Raw genomic sequence first — 20,074 nt, 5'->3', positions numbered from 1 at the left:
AAACCCAACCAGCTAAACATAGAACTCTCACTGATGGAATGATACGCTAATTTTCGGGTATCAATGACTCGTTAGAGTTACTTCCCAGGAGGAATACATCTATCTTCTATTCAGGAGATATTATACATCAATATTTACTAGTATGGATTCCCACTTGGGAAAAATAGAAAACTAAGTTAGATGAGATTAGTACACCCTATCGGGTAGAAAATCTTCGAATAAATTAAAAGAAATGAGTTGTAATGTTCGTTAGAATTCAAGATAGTTTTCTATTGAATGTTATGACTACATTATACAAGGAGGAATGTTTAAATGAGACAGGTGGCTATTTATGGAAAAGGTGGAATAGGTAAATCAACTACAACACAGAATCTTACAGCAGGTTTAGCTGAAAGAGGAAATAAAATAATGGTAGTAGGTTGTGATCCTAAGGCGGATTCAACGAGATTATTACTTGGCGGTCTTGCACAAAAATCAGTCCTTGATACATTAAGGGAAGAAGGAGAGGACGTTGAATTAGATTCTATATTAAAAGAGGGTTTTGGTGGAATCAGATGCGTTGAATCCGGTGGTCCAGAACCAGGAGTAGGATGTGCAGGAAGAGGAATAATCACTTCAATAAACATGCTTGAACAGTTAGGAGCTTACACAGATGATTTAGACTATGTATTCTATGATGTACTTGGAGACGTTGTGTGTGGTGGATTCGCAATGCCAATTAGAGAAGGAAAAGCTCAGGAAATATACATAGTAGCCAGTGGAGAAATGATGGCACTATATGCTGCTAATAACATATCAAAGGGTATTCAAAAATATGCTAAGAGCGGTGGAGTTAGACTTGGTGGTATCATTTGTAACAGTAGAAAAGTTGCAAATGAATATGAATTACTTGATGCTTTCGCTAAAGAACTAGGAAGTCAATTAATACACTTCGTACCAAGAAGTCCAATGGTTACAAAAGCAGAAATCAACAAGAAGACTGTTATAGATTTTGATCCTAAGTCTGAACAAGCTGATGAATATAGAGAATTGGCAAGAAAAATAGATGAGAATGAATTATTTGTTATACCAAAGCCAATGACACAGGAGAGATTAGAAGAAATATTGGTTCAATATGGTCTTAATGATCTATAAAAATTACTAAATACACATTAATAAATTTTATGCTTGCAGTTAACACTGCAAGCTAAAATATCTTTAAAATATTATTACATTCTAATTAATTATTTATTTTAAAATGTTAATGAAATACTAAAAATTCAGGAGGATGGATTTATGTCAATTAATTTTAAAATATCTGCAGTACCCACAAGAGAAAATCGTTTGGGATCTGTAACAGGTTATAGTGGTGATCTTCACGATATTGTCAGCAAATCAAAATGTGGAAGCTTAAAGAATAGGGATAGATGCTTTAGTCAATCCAGTTCCTGTAATGCTGGTTGTGCATTAGGCCAACTTTCAGGTATAAGAGATGTAGCAATAATAAATCATGCTCCTTCTGGATGTACAGCTATGGCACCTAATACTGATGTTACTAACAGACAACTAGCTGCTAAAAGAGGAATTACAAATGCTACAGTTTTTGTAGGAACAGATATGAGTGAAAAGGATACGGTGTTTGGCGGTGCAAGCAGCCTTAGTGATATAGTAAAAGAAACCTATAATAGATATAAGCCAAAAGCAATTTTTATAGGTACATCCTGCCTGACAGGTATTATAGGAGAAGATGTTGACAGTGTTGTGGAAGAACTTAAAAAGGAAATACCAGTACCTATAGCAGCAGTACATTGTGAAGGATTCAGATCAAGAATCTGGGCAACGGGTTTTGATGCTTCAGATCATGCTGTACTTACAAGCATTGTTAAACCGCCAGAAAAGAAAGCTAATGTAATAAATTTTAAAAACTTTTATGAAAGTGCCAGAGAGGAAATAACTAATATATTCTCAAATTTTGGTGTTAAACCTTTATTCTTATATCAAAATTCCACAGTTGAAGAGCTTTCTCATTTGTCAGAATCCTTGGCAACAGTAAGTATATGTGGTGTGCTGGGATCTTATCTTGGAAATGGCCTGGAGGAAAAATATGGAGTTCCTTTTGTAAAAACTATAAATCCATTGGGAGTTGCTGGTTTTGAAACCTGGCTTAGAGGTATAGGAAAGGTTATAAATAAGGAAGCAGAAGTTGAATCCTATATAGAGAGAGAAAGGGCTATATACTTACCTAAAATAGAAGAAGTAAAGAAGGAACTTAAAGGTTTAAGAGCAGTACTTGGAATGGGACCTGGTTATACTTATGAGGTATCCCGCGTGCTTCAGGAATTAGGTATGGAAGTAGTATGGGCAGCATCCTGGCATCATGATAAGAAGCATGATAATGGAGAACTTCCAGCAGCACTTAAATACTTAGATGAGAATTCACCTTACAATTTTAAAGTAAGTGTAGCAGACCAGCAAAATTATGAAATACTTAATATACTAAATGAGTATAAACCTGATATATATTTTTCACGTCATCCGGGAACTACAGTATGGGCAATAAAACAGGGTGCATCTGCACTATGCGTTAATGATGAGTATATGATATTTGGGTATAAAGGAACATTGGATTTTGCATATACAGTACTTGATACAATAAGAAACAGAAGTTTTGAAAAAAATCTAGCAGCTAGAGTTAAATTACCTTATACAGATTGGTGGTATAATCAGGATAATTCACTGTTCATGACAAAGGAGGCAAAATAAGTAAATGGCAAAAATATTAGATCAACCTAGGTATAAATGTGCTTTAACAGCAATGCAAACTGTACAGTCAATTCCAGGAGCACTTCCTATTCTACATTCAGGACCCGGTTGCGGTCAAAAACTTGCAGGGGGAGCTGGGAGTTCTGGACATTTTTCTCATAATATATTTCCTTGTACAAATATAAGTGAAAAGGAAGTAGTATTTGGCGGGGAAAAAAAACTTAGAGAAACTATAACTAATGCGATTAAGGTTATAGATGCAGAATTGTATGTAGTATTAACTAGTTGTACATCAGAAGTTATAGGTGATGATGCAGAGGAAATTGTGCGTTCATTTAAAAGCTCTGAAAAACCAGTAATATATGCTTCAACACCAGGATTTAAAGGTAATAATTATCTTGGTAATGACTGGGTGATTAAGGCTATTATTGAACAATATTTAAAACCATCTGATAAAAAGATAAAAGGACTTGTTAATATATGGGCTGGAGTTCCATTACATGACCCATTTTGGCTTGGAAACTTAAGACAATTGGAAAAACTTGTAGAAGAGATTGGATTAATACCAAATACAATATTTGGTTATGATAGAGGAGTTAAAAACTTAAATAGGATACCTGAAGCAGAATTTAACCTTCTAGTAGCTCCTTGGGCTGGACTTGAAAATGTTAAACTTCTAGAGAAAAAATTTGGAACACCATACTTACACTATCCAACTCTTCCAATAGGAGCTGCTGAAACTAGTAAGTTTTTACGTGCAGTGGGAGAATTTGCAGGAATAGATAAGCAAAAAGTTGAAGATATTATCACAAAAAATGAAGAGGAATACTATTATTACATAGAACGTTTTGCAGATGTATTTCTTGAAACTCGTGTAATGTCAAAAAGATTTGTGGTGGTATCAGATGCTCAGTACTCACTGGCAATAACAAAATTTTTAGTTAACGATTTTGGACTTTTCCCATCAAAGCAATATATAATTGATGACACACCAGAAAAGTATAGAAAAGATATAGAAGGATATTTTAAAGAATTAAATTATGATATAGAAGCAGAAGTTGCATTTTCTAGTGACGGATATCAAATACACAATGAAATAAAAAATACTGATTTTCATGGATATCCATTAATTTTAGGAAGTTCTTGGGAAAAAAAGGTAGCTCAAGAAACTAAAGCTCATTACCTATCAATTTCATGGCCTATTCAAGAAAGACTTGTAATAAACGGTTCTTACGTAGGTTATGGCGGTGGACTTAAACTTTTAGAGGATATTTATTCAGTGGTTCTTACTAGATTTAATTAAAGTTATTTCACAATGATATAAAAATATAAAGAATATGTTTTAAAATTGAGGGGGGGAGTATTAATATGGCAAATGAAGAATTAAAATTTGATACATTAAAAATAAGGGGAGCCTACAATTCCGCTGAACATAATTATGCAGCTTCTGTACCTATTTATGAAACTGCTGCTTTTGACCTTGGAAGCGCTGAAAGGGCAGGAAATCTATTTTCATTTTCTGAACTAGGCTTTATATACAGTAGAGTAGGAAATCCTACTACTAATGTTTTAGAACAAAGAGTAGCAGCACTAGATGGAGCTGCTGGTGCTGTAGCTGTAGGATCTGGAATGGCAGCAGTAACTTATGCATTATTTAATGTAGCTGAAAATGGAGGAAGAATACTTACAACACCATATCTTTATGGAGGAACTATCGATAGCTTTAAAAAGATATACCCTAAATTTGGAGTTGGAATAGATAAGTCAGAGAATTTTCATAATCCTGAAGAACTTCCTAAAGATATAAAACCAGATACAAAAGCAATATTTGTAGAGAGTATTAGTAATCCTAATGCCGTTGTAGCTGACTTAGAGGCATTGGCTAAAGTTGCTCATGATCATGATATACCACTCATAGTTGATAATACTTTTGCAACCCCTTATCTCCTTAATCCTATAAAATATGGTGCGGATATTGTTATATATTCGGCTACTAAGGCTTTAGGAGGACATGGAAATTCAATTGCGGGTCTTATTTTGGAAAGTGGTAAATTTAATTGGGGAAATGGTAAATTTCCACAATTTTCTGAAGAACTAGATTATACTTTAAGAGATTCAGAAGGTAAATCGAGAACTTTTTTAGAAGTATTTCCTGAAGCTCCTTTTACTTGGAGAGTAAGAAAAAACTATCTTGCATATTTTGGTGCTGCTCTTAGTCCATTCAATGCTTATTTGACATTAATAGGAATAGAAACTCTTTCAGAGAGAATTCAAAAACAAGTTGAAAATACTAAGAAAATAATTGATTATTTAGAAGATAACGATAAGGTTGAATGGATTAAACATCCATTTGCTAAAGACAATCCATATAAGGAACTTGCAGAAAAATATGTGCCCAAAGGTGCTGGATCAATTTTTAGTTTTGGATTTAAAGGCACAGATGAGCAAATTAATAAATTTTTAAATACGATAAAACTGTTTAATTATCATACCAATGTTGGGGATGTAAGATCTCTTATTATTAACTCACCAAAGACTACTCATGGTGAGCTTACAAGAGAAGAACAGGAATTTTCAGATATAGCTCCAAATACAGTTAGAATATCTGTAGGATTAGAAGATCCTCAGGATCTTATTGCTGATTTGGATCAAGCATTTGAGGCAGCTTCAAAAAATAATTAAGTCAGTATGCTAGTCTATTTTAAATCCTACTGCGTCAACAGAACCCTCAGATAGTTCACTATCTTCGGAACCTGTTTCCTTGTTGGATTGAAAATATACGTCGCATCTTTGACTTGTTATTTATTTTCAGATGCCTAAAAAGCATTTGAATAATGTTTTGAGTATGCTTTCACAAGGAGATGGTTTAATGTCGTACAAAGTTGCTATTGCCACTTCTGATGGTAAACATGTCAATCAGCATTTTGGTAAAGCTACACAATTTGCAATCTATCAGGTTGAAAATAAAAGATTTAATTTATTAGAAATTAGAGAAAATAATCCTTCTTGTGGTGATAATGGTCATCAGGAAAATGCTATATATGATAGCATAAATCTTTTATTGGATTGTAAAATAGTTCTTATAAGTATGATTGGTGTGGGACCAGATCAGATACTGTTTGATAAAGGAATACTCAGCTATGAAACTTCTGATTCCATAAATGATGCTTTAGAATATGTTTCTTCTAATATTGAAGGAAAGTATTTTTAGTATAGATATTTTCCGAGTAAATAAATTTGTATTATAAGAATAGAGGTGCTGTAAGATGTCATATAAGATAGCGGTTGCCAGTAGTGACGGTAAAGATATAGATCAACATTTTGGAAGGGCTGAGCAGTTTTTTGTATATGAAGTAGAAGATAATAATAATTTTAAATTTGTAGAATTGAGAAGAGCTACAGATTTTCATAGTGAATATGAGGATCATGTAACTAAATTGAAGAATACCATAAGAGGACTAAATGGATGTAAAATTGTATTAGTTACACAAATAGGTGATGGTGCTTCAAGAATATTGAGAAGTAATGGAATAGAAGCTTTTGACGTAGAAGATTCTATAGAAAATGCTTTACCTAAATTAATTAAGTATTATTCTACTATTAATCCACAACAAAATTATTAAATCAATATCAATAGAATATTCAATTTGGTTGATTAGGTATACTAAAGGCTAAGTTTAATTTTTAAGATTAAATTTTAGCCTTTTGTTATTTTAATAAGTTAGAAGTATAAGTCTTGCTAAATAGAATTTAATGATGGGGTGGTATGTATATGACAACAAGCATACTAAAAAAGATACAAAATATAGCTAATGAAGAGGTGTTTTTTTTCAAAGATTATAATGGAAAAAACATATATACAAAAGTTTGGTATCCACCGAAAAAAGATAATATAAAGGGAATTATTCAAATAGCACATGGACTAGGGGAAACTGCTGAGTATTACGAGGAATTTGCAAATTTTTTTAGAAAAGATGGATATGCTATATATCTTAATGAAGCATTGGGACATGGCAGAACAGCAGGTGATATTCATGATTTAAACTATAAATGTAATGCGGGGGATGCAGGAACAGATGGATTAAATCACATGGTTGAAGATTTGAAAATATTAACAGATAATATTAAAGATAAATATCCTGATAAGAAGATATTTCTTATAGGTCATAGTTTAGGATCTGTAATATCACAAATTTATGCTTATAAATATGGTTATGGTATAAATGGAATTATATGCACTGGAGCAATAAGTGAATTAGATGAAAAAAGATTTGAGTATTTGCTACAAATAGCTAGAAGAGAAATGGAAAAACGTGGGAGACTAGAACCTTCAGTAGATATATTTAATGCCCTATTTGGAAATCTAAATGACAAATTTAAGCCAGCCAGAACTGAATTTGACTGGATAACCAGTGATAAAAAATTGCTTAAAGAATCATTAGAATCTCCTTATGCAAATATATCCTTTAATGTTGGTTTTTATTTTGATTTTATTAATGCATTGAAAGATAGAAGTGAAAAAAATAATATTAAAAATATTCCAAAGGATTTGCCTGTATTTTTCCTATCGGGCAGTGATGATCCATTTATTGATAATGGTAAGGGGATTAAAGAATTATTCAATATTTATAAAGAGCAAGGATTAAAAGATATATCTTTTAATCTATATGAGGGAAAAAGACACAGTATACTGAGAGAAACTAATAGATATCTAGTTTTTAAGGATATACTTGATTGGATTAATATACACTGAATTTAAAGTTGAGAATAAATTAAAATATTTAAACTTTAGGGGGAGAAGATTATGTCAATTAATTTAAAACTATCTGCAGTACCCACAAGAGAAAATCGTTTGGGATCTGTAACAGGTTATAGTGGTGATCTTCACGATATTGTCAGCAAATCAAAATGTGGAAGCTTAAAGAATAGGGACAGATGCTTTAGTCAATCCAGTTCCTGTAATGCTGGTTGTGCACTGAGTCAACTTTCAGGTATAAGAGATGTAGCAATAATAAATCATGCTCCTTCTGGATGTACAGCTAATGCCCCAAGATCAGAAGTTACTAATAGACAACTAGCTGCTAAAAGGGGAGTTACAAATGCTACAGTTTTTGTAGGAACAGATATGAGTGAAAAGGATACGGTGTTTGGCGGCGCAAGCAGCCTTAGTGATATAGTAAAAGAAACCTATAATAGATATAAGCCAAAAGCAATTTTTATAGGTACATCCTGCCTGACAGGTATTATAGGAGAAGATGTTGACAGTGTTGTGGAAGAACTTAAAAAGGAAATACCAGTACCTATAGCAGCAGTACATTGTGAAGGATTCAGATCAAGAATCTGGGCAACGGGTTTTGATGCTTCAGATCATGCTGTACTTACAAGTATTGTTAAACCGCCAGAAAAGAAAGTTAGCGTAATAAATTTTAAAAACTTTTATGAAAGTGCCAGAGAGGAAATAATTAGTATATTTTCAAATTTTGGTGTTAAGCCTCTATTTTTGTATAGAAATTCCACAGTTGAAGAGCTTTCTCACTTGTCAGAATCCTTGGCAACAGTAAGTATATGTGGTGTGCTGGGATCTTATCTTGGAAATGGCCTGGAAGAAAAATATGGAGTTCCTTTTGTAAAAACTATAAATCCATTGGGAGTTGCCGGTTTTGAAACCTGGCTTAGAGGTATAGGAAAGGTTATAAATAAGGAAGCAGAAGTTGAAGCCTATATAGAGAGAGAAAGGGCTATATACTTACCTAAAATAGAAGAAGTAAAGAAGGAACTTAAAGGTTTAAGAGCAGTACTTGGAATGGGACCTGGTTATACTTATGAGGTATCCCGCGTGCTTCAGGAATTAGGTATGGAAGTAGTATGGGCAGCATCCTGGCATCATGATAAGAAGCATGATAATGGAGAACTTCCAGCAGCACTTAAATACTTAGATGAGAATTCACCTTACAATTTTAAAGTAAGTGTAGCAGACCAGCAAAATTATGAAATACTTAATATACTAAATGAATATAAACCTGATATATATTTTTCACGTCATCCGGGAACTACAGTATGGGCAATAAAACAGGGTGCATCTGCACTATGCGTTAATGATGAGTATATGATATTTGGGTATAAAGGAACCTTGGATTTTGCATATACAGTACTTGATACAATAAGAAACAGAAGTTTTGAAAAAAATCTAGCAGCTAGAGTTAAATTACCTTATACAGATTGGTGGTATAATCAGGATAATTCACTGTTTATGAAAAAAGAAGCAAAATAAGTATAATTTAACGAGGTAAAGGCTACTGAATATATATTCAGTAGCCTTTATATTCATACAGAGTAATTTTGCTAATATATTTTTAATTCATTGACAAAATCCTATTTATATGTTAAAAATATATTAAGTAAGTTTTAGTGTGATTAAATACCTACTTTTCTTATATGTTTAGTAGACGACGTTGCAATAATAATTAAGATAATTCGCTATAAAGTAATACTAAATTGATCTCATCAAGAGAAGCAGAAGGACTGGCCTGATGAAGCTTCGGCAACCTTCATATGTATTTTTTAGAAAGGTGCCAAATCCTGCAGTTGAATGGTAACGATAGATGAGGGAGGTTATATGAGTTAAAATACCTCTTTCATCCATATATTGGATAGGGAGGTTTTTATTATGTGTTGAGTGACTAGGAGGATAATGAATTATTTGAAAAAATTATATTTTTAGGGGGAAAATATTTTGGAAGGTACAAATAATGTAAGTAGATTGTATAAAAAGAAAAATCCTGTTTCTCAAGCAAATTTAGAAAAAATAGTGCAATTATTAAGTGAAATAAAATATGGTTCAGTAACACTAGTTGTTCAAGATGGAGTCCTTATACAAATTGAAACAAATGAAAAAATAAGACTTAAATAAAGTTAATGTTAATTATTGAAAAAATCATTTAGTTTATAGAAATTGAAATTATTTTATATAATTATTTACAATATTAAACAATTTATAAAGCTCAAACTACTATTGTATTAAATTCATAATAATTTTATAATACGAAGCAAGATTTCCTATAAAACCTATAAAATAAATATGTATAATATAAAGTATATTGCTTTAAATGATTTTTTTTAATTATAAAGATATTTAATATTTATATATAAATTTAATTTAGAAGGTGATTGAAAATGACAAGATTATTTACATCCGAATCTGTTACTGAGGGACATCCAGATAAAATATGCGATCAAATATCTGATGCAGTATTAGATGCACTTATAGAAAAGGATAAGAACTCAAGAGTTGCTTGTGAAACTGTGGTAACAACTGGTTTAGTATTACTTGTTGGGGAGATATCAACAAAGGCTTATGTAGATATTCCTAAAATAGTTAGAAAAACTATTGCAGAAATAGGATATGATCGTGCAAAATATGGATTTGATGCTAGTACCTGCTCAGTAATAACCTCACTTGATGAACAGTCAGCAGATATAGCTCAGGGGGTAGATGAAGCATTAGAAGCTAGACAGGGAGAAAAAGACGATATTGAAGCTATAGGAGCAGGTGATCAGGGAATGATGTTTGGATTTGCAATCAATGAAACGCCAGAATATCTTCCATTGCCAATAGATTTAGCACATAAATTGTCAAAGAAATTAACTGATGTTAGAAAGGATGGAACTTTGAAGTATTTGAGGCCAGATGGAAAAGTTCAGGTTACTATCCAATATGATGATGGTGATAAACCTATAGGAGTTCATACTATTGTGGTTTCTACTCAGCATAGTCCTGATGTAAGTCGTGAGCAAATAGAAGAGGATATAAAGAAATATGTGATAAAGGCAGTAGTTCCATCAGAATTTATAAATGAAAATACAAAATATTTAATAAACCCTACAGGTAGATTTGTAATTGGCGGACCTCAAGGTGACTCTGGTTTAACAGGAAGAAAAATTATAGTTGATACCTATGGTGGTTATGGTAGACATGGAGGTGGAGCTTTTTCGGGGAAAGATCCTACAAAAGTAGATAGATCAGGAGCTTATGCAGCTAGATGGGTTGCAAAGAATTTAGTGGCAGCAGGAGTGGCAGATAAAGTTGAAATAGAATTAGCTTATGCTATAGGTGTTGCAAGACCAGTATCAATTACGGCAGATACCTTTGGTACAGGCAAAATAAAAGAAGAAAAAATAGTAGAAATAATAAAAAAAGTATTTGATTTAAGGCCAGCTGCTATTATAAGAGATCTTAACTTAAGACGACCAATATACAGACAAACAGCAGCGTATGGACATTTTGGAAGAACAGACGTAGATTTACCTTGGGAGCAACTTGATAAAGTTAATGAGATAAAAAAATATATATAATAATCATTAAAATTAATTTGGTAGATTGGTTTTTTACCAGTATCTTTGTAGAGGTAATTTATGAACTAAATTCTTATATTTCTAAAAACACTATGAAATTATATCATTAAATTCTCATAGTGTTTTTATTATTTAGGTATTTAAAAATAAAACTAGTATGCCAATTGTTTATTTTAATATAAAATTTTTAGCGTTTAATAGTATTTTTTACATGCTGCATAAATTCATCCGGGGTAACAATTCTTACTTTTAAATAAGTTTGTGTATCTAAAAAAATATATAATATTTAAGTATATTTGAATTGTCTTTTACTGTTTTTTCTACAGATGTAATTAAAGAGAATTTTTCCAAGATAGTTTTTTCATCCCCATAGGTCTCTTTATACACAGCTTCTACAAGCGATTCAATATCCAATTTGTCTTTTATTCTAAGGGCAAATTCTTTGTCAGTTTCGTAGGATAGTTTTGTTACGTTTATAGTTTTTAATCTTTTTAATATGAATATATACAGAGGTATTAGAGATTCACTATTATTTATCCGTCTTATGATAAATTTTCTTCTCAATAGTTTGATCAATATAAGTATTATAATTATAGCCCCACTAATAAGTATATAATTATAATTTTTAATGAGATTAATATTGTGAAGTTTGTTGTTTAAATTATACTGTTTTTCTTTATTAGAATTTTCTAAATTAGGTTCAGTTTGCTTAGCATTATTCTGTAGGTTTCTTTCCTGTGGTGATTCGGTATTTTGAATATTTGTTTCTTCTTGAGTAACTTCTATATCATTTGCAGCACTATTTTCAAAATCGGGGATGGGGGTAGTTTCTAGTATAGACCAAATACCCTTATCTGCAGAAGTAAGGACCTCAACCCACGCGTGAGCATCATAGGATCTTATAACATAATTTCCCATATTGTCAACTTCGCCCCTAACTTTAAAGCCTTCAACATATCTAGAGGGTATGCCTACAGCTCTACACAACATTACAGCAGCAGTAGCAAAAGACTTACAATATCCTTTTTTTTCATTAAATAAAAAGAAATCTACATAGTCTGGTGAATTAATATTAATTGCATTAGGTTGTAAGCTGTATTTATAATTATTAAGAAGATATCTCTGTATAAGCTTTAGTTTATCATTATTATCTCTAGCTCCTAAAGTTATTTCTTTTGCTAAATTTCTTACTCTTTCAGAACTTGTAAATTTTAATGAGTCATTTATTAACTCATAATTAATATTATTTTTACCTACAATGCTGTTCAGTGTGTTTATATCATCTTTATATGGAGAATTTGAATAATTTTCTATAGTTTCTGTATCACTATAATCATAATAATTTATAGTATAATTGTGTTGAGATTGTCCAGTTAAATAATTTTCGTTATTATACATATATATATTTGAGGTTTTAGGTGAAGCTACTTTTGTAATATAGTTAGGAGATATCATTACGTCATCAAAACTATCATTTAATGTTTCAATTGAAATAGTTTTAATTTTAGTTTCTTTCTCTCTATTATACTTAATATTTCTTTCAGCAAATTCACCCTTCGGCATTAAGTTAGCTACATTTAGTGATTGTTTAGATTTTATTGAAGGTAAGGATCTATTTTCTATCCATCTATTATAATTATAGTCATAGTAAACTTTTGTCTTTAAATATTTAGGTACATCACCCTTTAGAAGGGAAAGTCTAATATTGTTTATCTGCAATTTACTTCCGAGAAAAGAGGTACTAGAAGTATTTAAACCAATAGTAGCAAAATCAGAGGGAATATTTTTGTTAATATGCAATATGTCATTAAATCTATATTGAAGCCAATTTGTGCTCTTGTCAGCGGTAAAAGGAACAAGTAAATATATAATACTAGAAAAAGTTATACATATAATTAAATAATAGATAACAATAAATTTCATTTGGAATTTTTTAATTTGTATAGTGTTAATTTTAAATAAGTTTAAGTTTATAAAATTTAAGAAAATATATGCAGGTAAAATATACATAGTCTCCTTATTAAATCCTAGTAAGTAATATAATAATAATATAACTGTATTAAATAATATTATTACTATGCCTAGGTTAAACTTAGAGAGAATGATATAAAAGAATGTTAGTAAAGGTATTATTAAAATATAAAATGGAAAAATTAATGAAAAATCTACCTTAGAACTAGTTGTAGTCAATGTGTTTATTTTTAATCCCAAATTAAATAAATTACTGAAAAATGTTGTTAAATCAGAATATTTATAAATAAATATATATGCAATAGACATTAAAAGTAAAATCAATAATAGTATAGAAATATTTTTGTAATTGCTTACAATATAGGATATGAATTCAAATACTAATAAGGTCATTATAAATAGTAGTGTTATATTTTTATAGGAAATATTTGTAACAATATAAGCTTTATTGATTAGAATAATGATTAGTATAATATTTATTATAGCTATGGGAATATAAATTTTTTTCAATATATCACCTCCCAGATATTATGGATGCTACTTTTATATTATTATTGGATAAAAGATTTTTTATAGTAGGTGGAACATCCATCAGTGTAAAAATAATTAAGAGTTCACAATTAGCTGATATTTTTGAAAGTATTTCTATACTTTTTAGTGATATTGTATAAGTTATAATAAAAATAGTTTTATGATTTTCCATAATTGTTAATTCTTTTTCTAGAATATTGTTAAAAAAGTTACCTTTTCCTAAACTCTTATGTTCTAAGTAATAAGATAAAACTAAATTATAATCATTATCATTTTCCAATTGAAAAACTGTACTTTCTAAATTTTCTATATTTAAATAAATGGTTTTATGCATAAATAATAGATATTTAATTATAGATAGTGAAAATGAAACTAAAGTTTCATCTGTTATATTATCAAAAGTATCAGATAAGAGTAAGCAGTCTGTCATGTCCATATAAATATAAACATCATTTTTTACTGAGGTATCAAATCTTTTTATATATAAATTATTTTTTTTAGCACTTAATTTCCAATGTATATTTTTTAAATTATCTCCTTCTGTAAATTTGTCAATATATGAATAGGTATCAGAAGGATATAAATTTTTATCGTTACTAGACAAACTGATTGAACTATCAACAAGCTTCTCAATGTTTAAGGGTAATTGCATATTTTTAGGATATACCGTTAAAGTAAATTCATTTTTAAGATTTAATTTTTTAGAAGATATTAAAAATAGGTCATTTGCCTTAAAAAAGCAATTTGTGGAAGTATAAAATCCTCTAGTATTTACTTTAAAATTTAGCTCCATATTAACTTTCTTAAAAGGCATTAAAGTTAGAGTTTTTTCACTAAAAAAATCAGAAGAAAATTTTATATTAGGGTATAAAAAAGGGCTTCTATTATGAATATGTAATAAAATTTTAATATTTTCATCAGTGAAAAATTTTTGCTTTTCTGAGTAATTTAAATCAATAGATATATAGTTTCTCAAGAAAATTAATGATAACAATGAAAATACTAAAATTAAAAAAAATACTAATAATAAAGAGTTAATTATTTGATTCCCATAGAAATATTGAACTATTATAAGTAAAAATAAAGTTATTATAAAAGAAAATTTAAATTTTATCATGCATACTTAATATCTGGTACTGATACTTTTTTAATAATACTATCAATAATATCAGATGTATTAGTACCGTTAAATCTGTGTTCTTTTGATATTATTATTCTATGGGAAAGTACTTTTTTTATATTTTCTTTTATATCATCTGGAGTTACATAGTTTCTGTTATTTATATAGGCTGTTGCCTGAGATATTTTTAGCAGTGCAATAGAAGTCCTTGGAGAAGCTCCCAGGAGTAATTCGTCGCAATTTCTTGTTTTATTAACTATATCAACTATGAATTCTAATATTTTATGACTTACATTTACTTTTTTTACATTGTTCTGATGAAGTTTTAATTCTTCTAAATTTATTACTGGAAATATACTATCTAACGGATTTTTAGTTTTATAAGTGGATAACATTTTTATTTCTTCATCCTTTGAGGGATAGCCTAAAGATAATTTAATTAGAAACCTATCTAGAACGGCTTCGGGAAGAGAAAAAGTTCCAGAGTATTCTAATGGATTTTCAGTAGCCATTACCATAAAAGGTAAATCTAAAAGGTAAGTATTATTACCATCACTGACTTGTTTTTCTTCCATAACTTCAATTAATGCGCTTTGAGTTTTGGGAGAAGTTCTATTTATTTCATCTGCTAAGATCATATTTGCAAAAATTGGACCTTTTTTGAAATTGAATTCATGTGCTTGTTGATTATAGATAGAAACTCCTAGTATATCAGAAGGTAATATATCTGGAGTAAATTGAATTCTATTAAAACTTAAATCTATACTTTTGCTTAGAGCTTTTATTAACATAGTTTTGCCAACACCAGGTACATCTTCAATTAAAATATGTCCTTCCGCTAAAATTGCCTTTAATATATCTATAACTACAGATTCTTTTCCAATTACAACTTTTGATATATTTTCTATGACTTTTTCCATGTCTTTTATCAAGTGTATTCCCTCCTTGAAATTTTACAAATTTATTTTCAGTTTGATGTAAACAAAATTTATACATAAGATAATTTATTTAAGTAAATTATCTTATGTATAAAAATTTTTTAGTAACAATGTTGTTTCACCTAACTAACTTGGCGTAAGTCTCCAATTTCTTCAAGTGGGAGTTCAACGCCAAGTAAGCCATGTATTTGCAGTTCTAAAATTTAGATGGGGTAAAAGCACCCCTACCTGAATTAAGAAACTTGCTTCAATATAATTATATCACGTAACAAAAATAGACCTCTTAAATTTACAGAAATTTTACTGTTTTTTTATTTAAGGAGTCTATTTTAAAAATTAATATATACATAAAAAGTTTAAGAGTGCAGTTCATGAGAAATAGAATTTGCAGCTCCTATATTAGAAGATACAGTTTTACTAATCCATTCACCTATATTAGAAAATATCTTTTTATTGCATAATTCGTTATGAAGGGAGTGGTATAGTCCTTCATAGATTTTAATAGTGCACAAGTTATTAGGAACTTTTTCAGCAAAAAGTTTACTTTTTTCTGAAGAAGTTATTTTATCTGAATCACCATGAATTAATAATAATGGAACATTAAAATTTGAAGCATTATCTATAGCCCATAATCCTGCTCTGTATGCAGTAGTGAAAAGCCTGGCTGAAATACAGCTATGGGTCAATGGATCATTTGAATAAGCCTGAAGGATATCGGGATTATGAGATAGCGCAGCTTCATTAACTATATTATCTACTAAAAATGATGGCCATATTTTGTTAAGTAAAAAGGTAAAATACAGTTTAGATTTAGGTGGATCTGAATACAGACTAAGCCAAGGGCTGCTTATTATAACTCCATTAATATCTGGCTTGCGTCTCAGTACATAATTCAATGTTAGATTTCCTCCAAAACTATGACCGTAAAAAAATGTAGGTACTTTACCAAAATGTTTTTTTGCAAAATTTAATAATATATCTATATCATCCATAAAAATTTCATAAGAAGGGGTATGACCTCTTTTTCCTTCTGATTTTCCATGTCCTCTGAGGTCAAAGGCTATTACGGCAAATTTATTCTTATTAATATAATTTACTAATCCACTGTACCAGTTACTATGATCGCCAAGACCATGTATTATGCATAAAACACCTTTTATATCTCCATTTGGAATCCATTCTCTAAAAAATAATTTAGTTCCATCTATAGCATCATGATAAAATTCTTTTATTTCCATATATAATCACCTCAAGTTATAAATATTTTAATTTTATTGTATTTAAATAAAACCAAGTATTCATATATGTATTATATATAATATAACATTATTATTCAAGAATGTCTATAGATATACGAAAATAAATTATATGATTAAATAATTGTCTATGACAAATTTTAAATACAGTGGATTATAATTGAAAAATTATTAGAAAAAAATTCAAAAAGTTAGTATAATTATATGTAATATTATTTATAACTAACAAACTAATTTGGAGGAAATAATGCTTATCAAAACAAGACTGCCGTTAATGATGATTTTATTGTCATTGATTCCTTTATTTTTACTAAGTTTTTTAATATATAGACATACATCTAAGGTCCTTATAACAAATAGTAAAGTAAATATATTACAGACTACTAATGCCTATAGTAGCGCTTTGGCAGCTGTTATAGATGGACAGAGAAGAGAGGTAAACAGCTCAAAAGAGAGCTTGGGTATAATCAATGTATTAAGTAATAGATCAAGAAATAAAGATGACTCATTTTATCATTCCAAAGAAGTATTAAATCTAAATAAATCTCTTAAGGAAAATAAAGATAATTTCCCTGAAATTCAACATTCACTTGTAATAGATTTAAATGGAAATGTAATTGCCAGCAGTGAGGAGAATGCTTTAAAATTTAATGTAATTGATAGAGAATATTTTAAAGATTCTATAAAAGGTAAAACATTTATTAGTAATACATTAATTTCTAAAGCCAGTAATAAATTAATAGTGGTAGTATCTTCTCCAGTAAAAGATTTAGATGATAACATAATTGGAGTTTATGCCAATGCCATATATATAGATTACTTTCAAAAATTTATATTAAATATTAAAAATGGAGATACTGGATATGCATACATAGTTGATAAAGATGGAAATATTATTGCTCATCCAGATTCTAAAAAGATAGGTAAAAAATCCGAAAACACTAAGCTTATAGATATTTTGAGAAATATTAAAGATAGCAATAAAGTTTATGATGGTTTAGATGTATATACTTATGATAATAAAGATAAATTAATGGGATATAAAACAATTCCAGAATTAAAATGGACTTTTGTATTCACAAAAAATATAGCTGAAGTGAACGAACCAGCTTATGGTGAACTGAAAATAATAATGTCAGTGGCAGCATTTATATTTATATTATCTGTATTTATAAGTATTTTTGCATCAAGATCTATAACTAAACCTATTGGATATTTAATAAATGTAATGAATAAAGCGCGAAAGGGAGATTTAAACTCTTTATGTGAGTATAAATCCAATGACGAATTAGGAATGCTTACAGGAAACTACAATAATATGATAAAAAAACTTAACAATAGTTATGAAGAACTTTCAGCAGTGTATGAAGAATTATCTGCTACAGAAGAGGAACTTAGAAGCCAATATGATGAATTGATTGAAAATAAAGAAGCTCTTGAAGTAAGTGAATGTAGATATAAGGAAGTATTAAATGGTATTAATGATGCCTTATGGGAATATGACGTAAATACTGGTAGGTTTTTTGCTTCGGATAAATGGTATGATATAACAGGGTATCAAACTGAGCATTATAACATTCTAAAATTAATAGAAAAAGCAGTTTTCCCTAAATGTAAGAAAAAGCTATATGATGATATAAAAAAACATATAAATCTTAAAACTCCTTGGTTTGAAACAGAAGTTAAAATAAATGCAGGAGATGGTAAAATAAAATGGATTTTAAATAAAGGTAAGGTTATCAAAGATGATGATGGTAGAATTTTAAAATATTCAGGTATAATATCAGATGTTACGGTAAAAAAGAAGGCTGAGCTTAGAGTAAAACAACTAGCATATTTTGATACACTAACAGGACTTCCAAATAGGACTAACTTTATTGATCAACTAGATAATGAAGTGAGAAACTATGAAAGAGATAAAAAAATGGGTGCAGTACTTTTTGTTGATTTAGATGATTTTAAAAGAGTAAATGATTCTTTAGGACATGATGAAGGAGACAAACTGTTAAAGACTATAGGAAATGAGTTTTTTCACACTATTGATGAAAAAAATACTGTTTGCAGATTTGGCGGAGATGAATTTTTAATTTTGCTCAGAGATGTAAGTGGAAAAGATGAAATTATAGATATAGTAAATAATTTAATAGATATATTTAATAATGGTTTTGAATTTAACAAAAAACGTGCATTTATAACGTGCAGTATAGGAATATGCATGTTTCCAAAAGATGGGAAGAATAATAATTCCATTTTAAAAAATGCTGATACAGCTATGTACAAGGCCAAAGAGACAGGAAAAAATAGATATGAATTTTACGATGGAGAAATGTCCAAAGGCTTAAATAGGTATATACAAATAGAAAAAATTCTTAGAAGTTCCATTCATAATAATGAAATATATTTATGTTATCAACCGCAAGTTGAATTAAAAACTGGTAAAATTATAGGAACAGAAGCTCTTATAAGAATTGAAAGTAAAGAGGCTGGTTTTGTGTCTCCAGGTGAATTTATACCTGTAGCAGAGAAATCAGGACTTATTATACAAATAGGTGAATGGGTTATGAAAACAGCTTTTAAACAAAATAAAGAATGGATAAAAAAAGGATATGGTGAAAAACGTATTTCTGTTAATGTTTCATCAATACAACTTAAACAGAGTAATTTTGTAGAAAGTGTAAAGAAATGTATAGAAGAAACTGGTATATCACCTGAGTTAGTAGAAATAGAAATAACGGAAAGCGTTTTAATGGAATCTCTTGAAACAAATGTGGAAATACTGAAACAACTTAGAAGTTTTGGAGTAAGGACTTCTTTAGATGATTTTGGAACAGGATATTCTTCATTAAATTATTTGAGAATAATGCCTATAGATACTTTGAAAATTGATAAATCCTTTATAGACGATATTCATTTTAATAGAAAGCAGGAAGCTATAGTAGATGGTATAGTAAATATTGCTCATAATCTAGAAATAGAAATAGTAGTAGAGGGAGTTGAAACTCGAGAGCAGCTCAATATATTAAAACAAAAAGGATGCAATATCATTCAGGGATATATCTTTAGTAAACCAGTGACTGCAGAAAACATAGATGAAATAATAAAGAAGACAATATTATTTTAATAGAAAAATAAGTATTTTCATGTATTAATAAAAGGACTTTTAA

The 20,074-nt window shown here is 29.4% G+C and carries 15 protein-coding genes and 1 riboswitch; of the genes, 11 read left to right on the top strand and 4 right to left on the bottom strand.

Annotated features, from left to right (window positions below; genetic code table 11):
• Positions 1–312: 312 nt before the first annotated feature.
• The 10 genes from nifH to metK all read left to right on the top strand — a co-directional run bounded on the left by nifH (position 313) and on the right by metK (position 11,094).
• Entirely contained in the window at positions 313–1,134 is an 822-nt protein-coding gene (gene nifH / locus CLPA_RS16310) for a nitrogenase iron protein (protein ID WP_003446488.1), read from the top strand.
• A 141-nt stretch (positions 1,135–1,275) separates the two neighbouring features.
• On the top strand, positions 1,276–2,742 hold the full coding sequence (locus CLPA_RS16305; RefSeq protein WP_003446490.1) for a nitrogenase component 1: 1,467 nt from the start codon (positions 1,276–1,278) through the stop codon (positions 2,740–2,742).
• Between the two features lie 4 nt (positions 2,743–2,746).
• Positions 2,747–4,045 (top strand): nitrogenase component 1, encoded by a 1,299-nt coding sequence (locus tag CLPA_RS16300; RefSeq protein ID WP_003446492.1) that lies wholly within the window; start codon positions 2,747–2,749, stop codon positions 4,043–4,045.
• Positions 4,046–4,110: 65 nt separating this feature from the next.
• Complete coding sequence (locus CLPA_RS16295; protein ID WP_003446495.1) at positions 4,111–5,424, top strand: O-acetylhomoserine aminocarboxypropyltransferase/cysteine synthase family protein; 1,314 nt, start codon at positions 4,111–4,113, stop codon at positions 5,422–5,424.
• 187 nt (positions 5,425–5,611) lie between these two features.
• Positions 5,612–5,953, top strand: coding sequence for a NifB/NifX family molybdenum-iron cluster-binding protein (locus CLPA_RS16290; protein ID WP_003446497.1), 342 nt, complete (start codon positions 5,612–5,614; stop codon positions 5,951–5,953).
• Between the two features lie 55 nt (positions 5,954–6,008).
• Positions 6,009–6,365: a NifB/NifX family molybdenum-iron cluster-binding protein gene (locus tag CLPA_RS16285; RefSeq protein ID WP_003446499.1), complete on the top strand. Its 357-nt coding sequence runs from the start codon at positions 6,009–6,011 to the stop codon at positions 6,363–6,365.
• A gap of 149 nt (positions 6,366–6,514) precedes the next feature.
• Positions 6,515–7,495: an alpha/beta fold hydrolase gene (locus CLPA_RS16280; protein WP_003446501.1), complete on the top strand. Its 981-nt coding sequence runs from the start codon at positions 6,515–6,517 to the stop codon at positions 7,493–7,495.
• Positions 7,496–7,546: 51 nt separating this feature from the next.
• Positions 7,547–9,013, top strand: a complete 1,467-nt coding sequence (locus CLPA_RS16275) for a nitrogenase component 1 (RefSeq protein WP_003446503.1) — start codon at positions 7,547–7,549, stop codon at positions 9,011–9,013.
• Positions 9,014–9,240: 227 nt separating this feature from the next.
• Positions 9,241–9,351: riboswitch (SAM riboswitch) on the top strand.
• 124 nt (positions 9,352–9,475) lie between these two features.
• The gene (locus CLPA_RS20595; RefSeq protein WP_003446505.1) at positions 9,476–9,652 is read left to right on the top strand and encodes a YezD family protein; all 177 of its coding nucleotides are present in this window, start codon (positions 9,476–9,478) and stop codon (positions 9,650–9,652) included.
• Between the two features lie 263 nt (positions 9,653–9,915).
• Positions 9,916–11,094, top strand: coding sequence for a methionine adenosyltransferase (metK, locus tag CLPA_RS16270; RefSeq protein ID WP_003446507.1), 1,179 nt, complete (start codon positions 9,916–9,918; stop codon positions 11,092–11,094).
• A 267-nt stretch (positions 11,095–11,361) separates the two neighbouring features.
• Here the strand turns inward: metK and CLPA_RS16265 are convergent, their stop codons facing one another.
• The 4 genes from CLPA_RS16265 to CLPA_RS16250 form a co-directional block, all read right to left on the bottom strand.
• Entirely contained in the window at positions 11,362–13,017 is a 1,656-nt protein-coding gene (locus CLPA_RS16265; protein WP_236900355.1) for a transglutaminase-like domain-containing protein, read from the bottom strand.
• A 562-nt stretch (positions 13,018–13,579) separates the two neighbouring features.
• Positions 13,580–14,410, bottom strand: a complete 831-nt coding sequence (locus tag CLPA_RS16260; RefSeq protein ID WP_236900354.1) for a DUF58 domain-containing protein — start codon at positions 14,408–14,410, stop codon at positions 13,580–13,582.
• Between the two features lie 299 nt (positions 14,411–14,709).
• Positions 14,710–15,636, bottom strand: coding sequence for an AAA family ATPase (locus tag CLPA_RS16255; RefSeq protein ID WP_080751560.1), 927 nt, complete (start codon positions 15,634–15,636; stop codon positions 14,710–14,712).
• A gap of 374 nt (positions 15,637–16,010) precedes the next feature.
• Positions 16,011–16,892 (bottom strand): alpha/beta hydrolase, encoded by an 882-nt coding sequence (locus CLPA_RS16250; RefSeq protein ID WP_003446516.1) that lies wholly within the window; start codon positions 16,890–16,892, stop codon positions 16,011–16,013.
• A 265-nt stretch (positions 16,893–17,157) separates the two neighbouring features.
• Here CLPA_RS16250 and CLPA_RS16245 point away from each other — a divergent pair, with 265 nt between their 5' ends.
• Positions 17,158–20,031, top strand: a complete 2,874-nt coding sequence (locus CLPA_RS16245; RefSeq protein WP_003446517.1) for an EAL domain-containing protein — start codon at positions 17,158–17,160, stop codon at positions 20,029–20,031.
• Positions 20,032–20,074: the final 43 nt, after the last annotated feature.

Source organism: Clostridium pasteurianum DSM 525 = ATCC 6013, assembly GCF_000807255.1.
Lineage (GTDB): Bacteria > Bacillota > Clostridia > Clostridiales > Clostridiaceae > Clostridium_I > Clostridium_I pasteurianum.
Note: the sequence above shows the minus strand (reverse complement) of the source record. Positions and strands in the feature narration are given on the sequence as shown.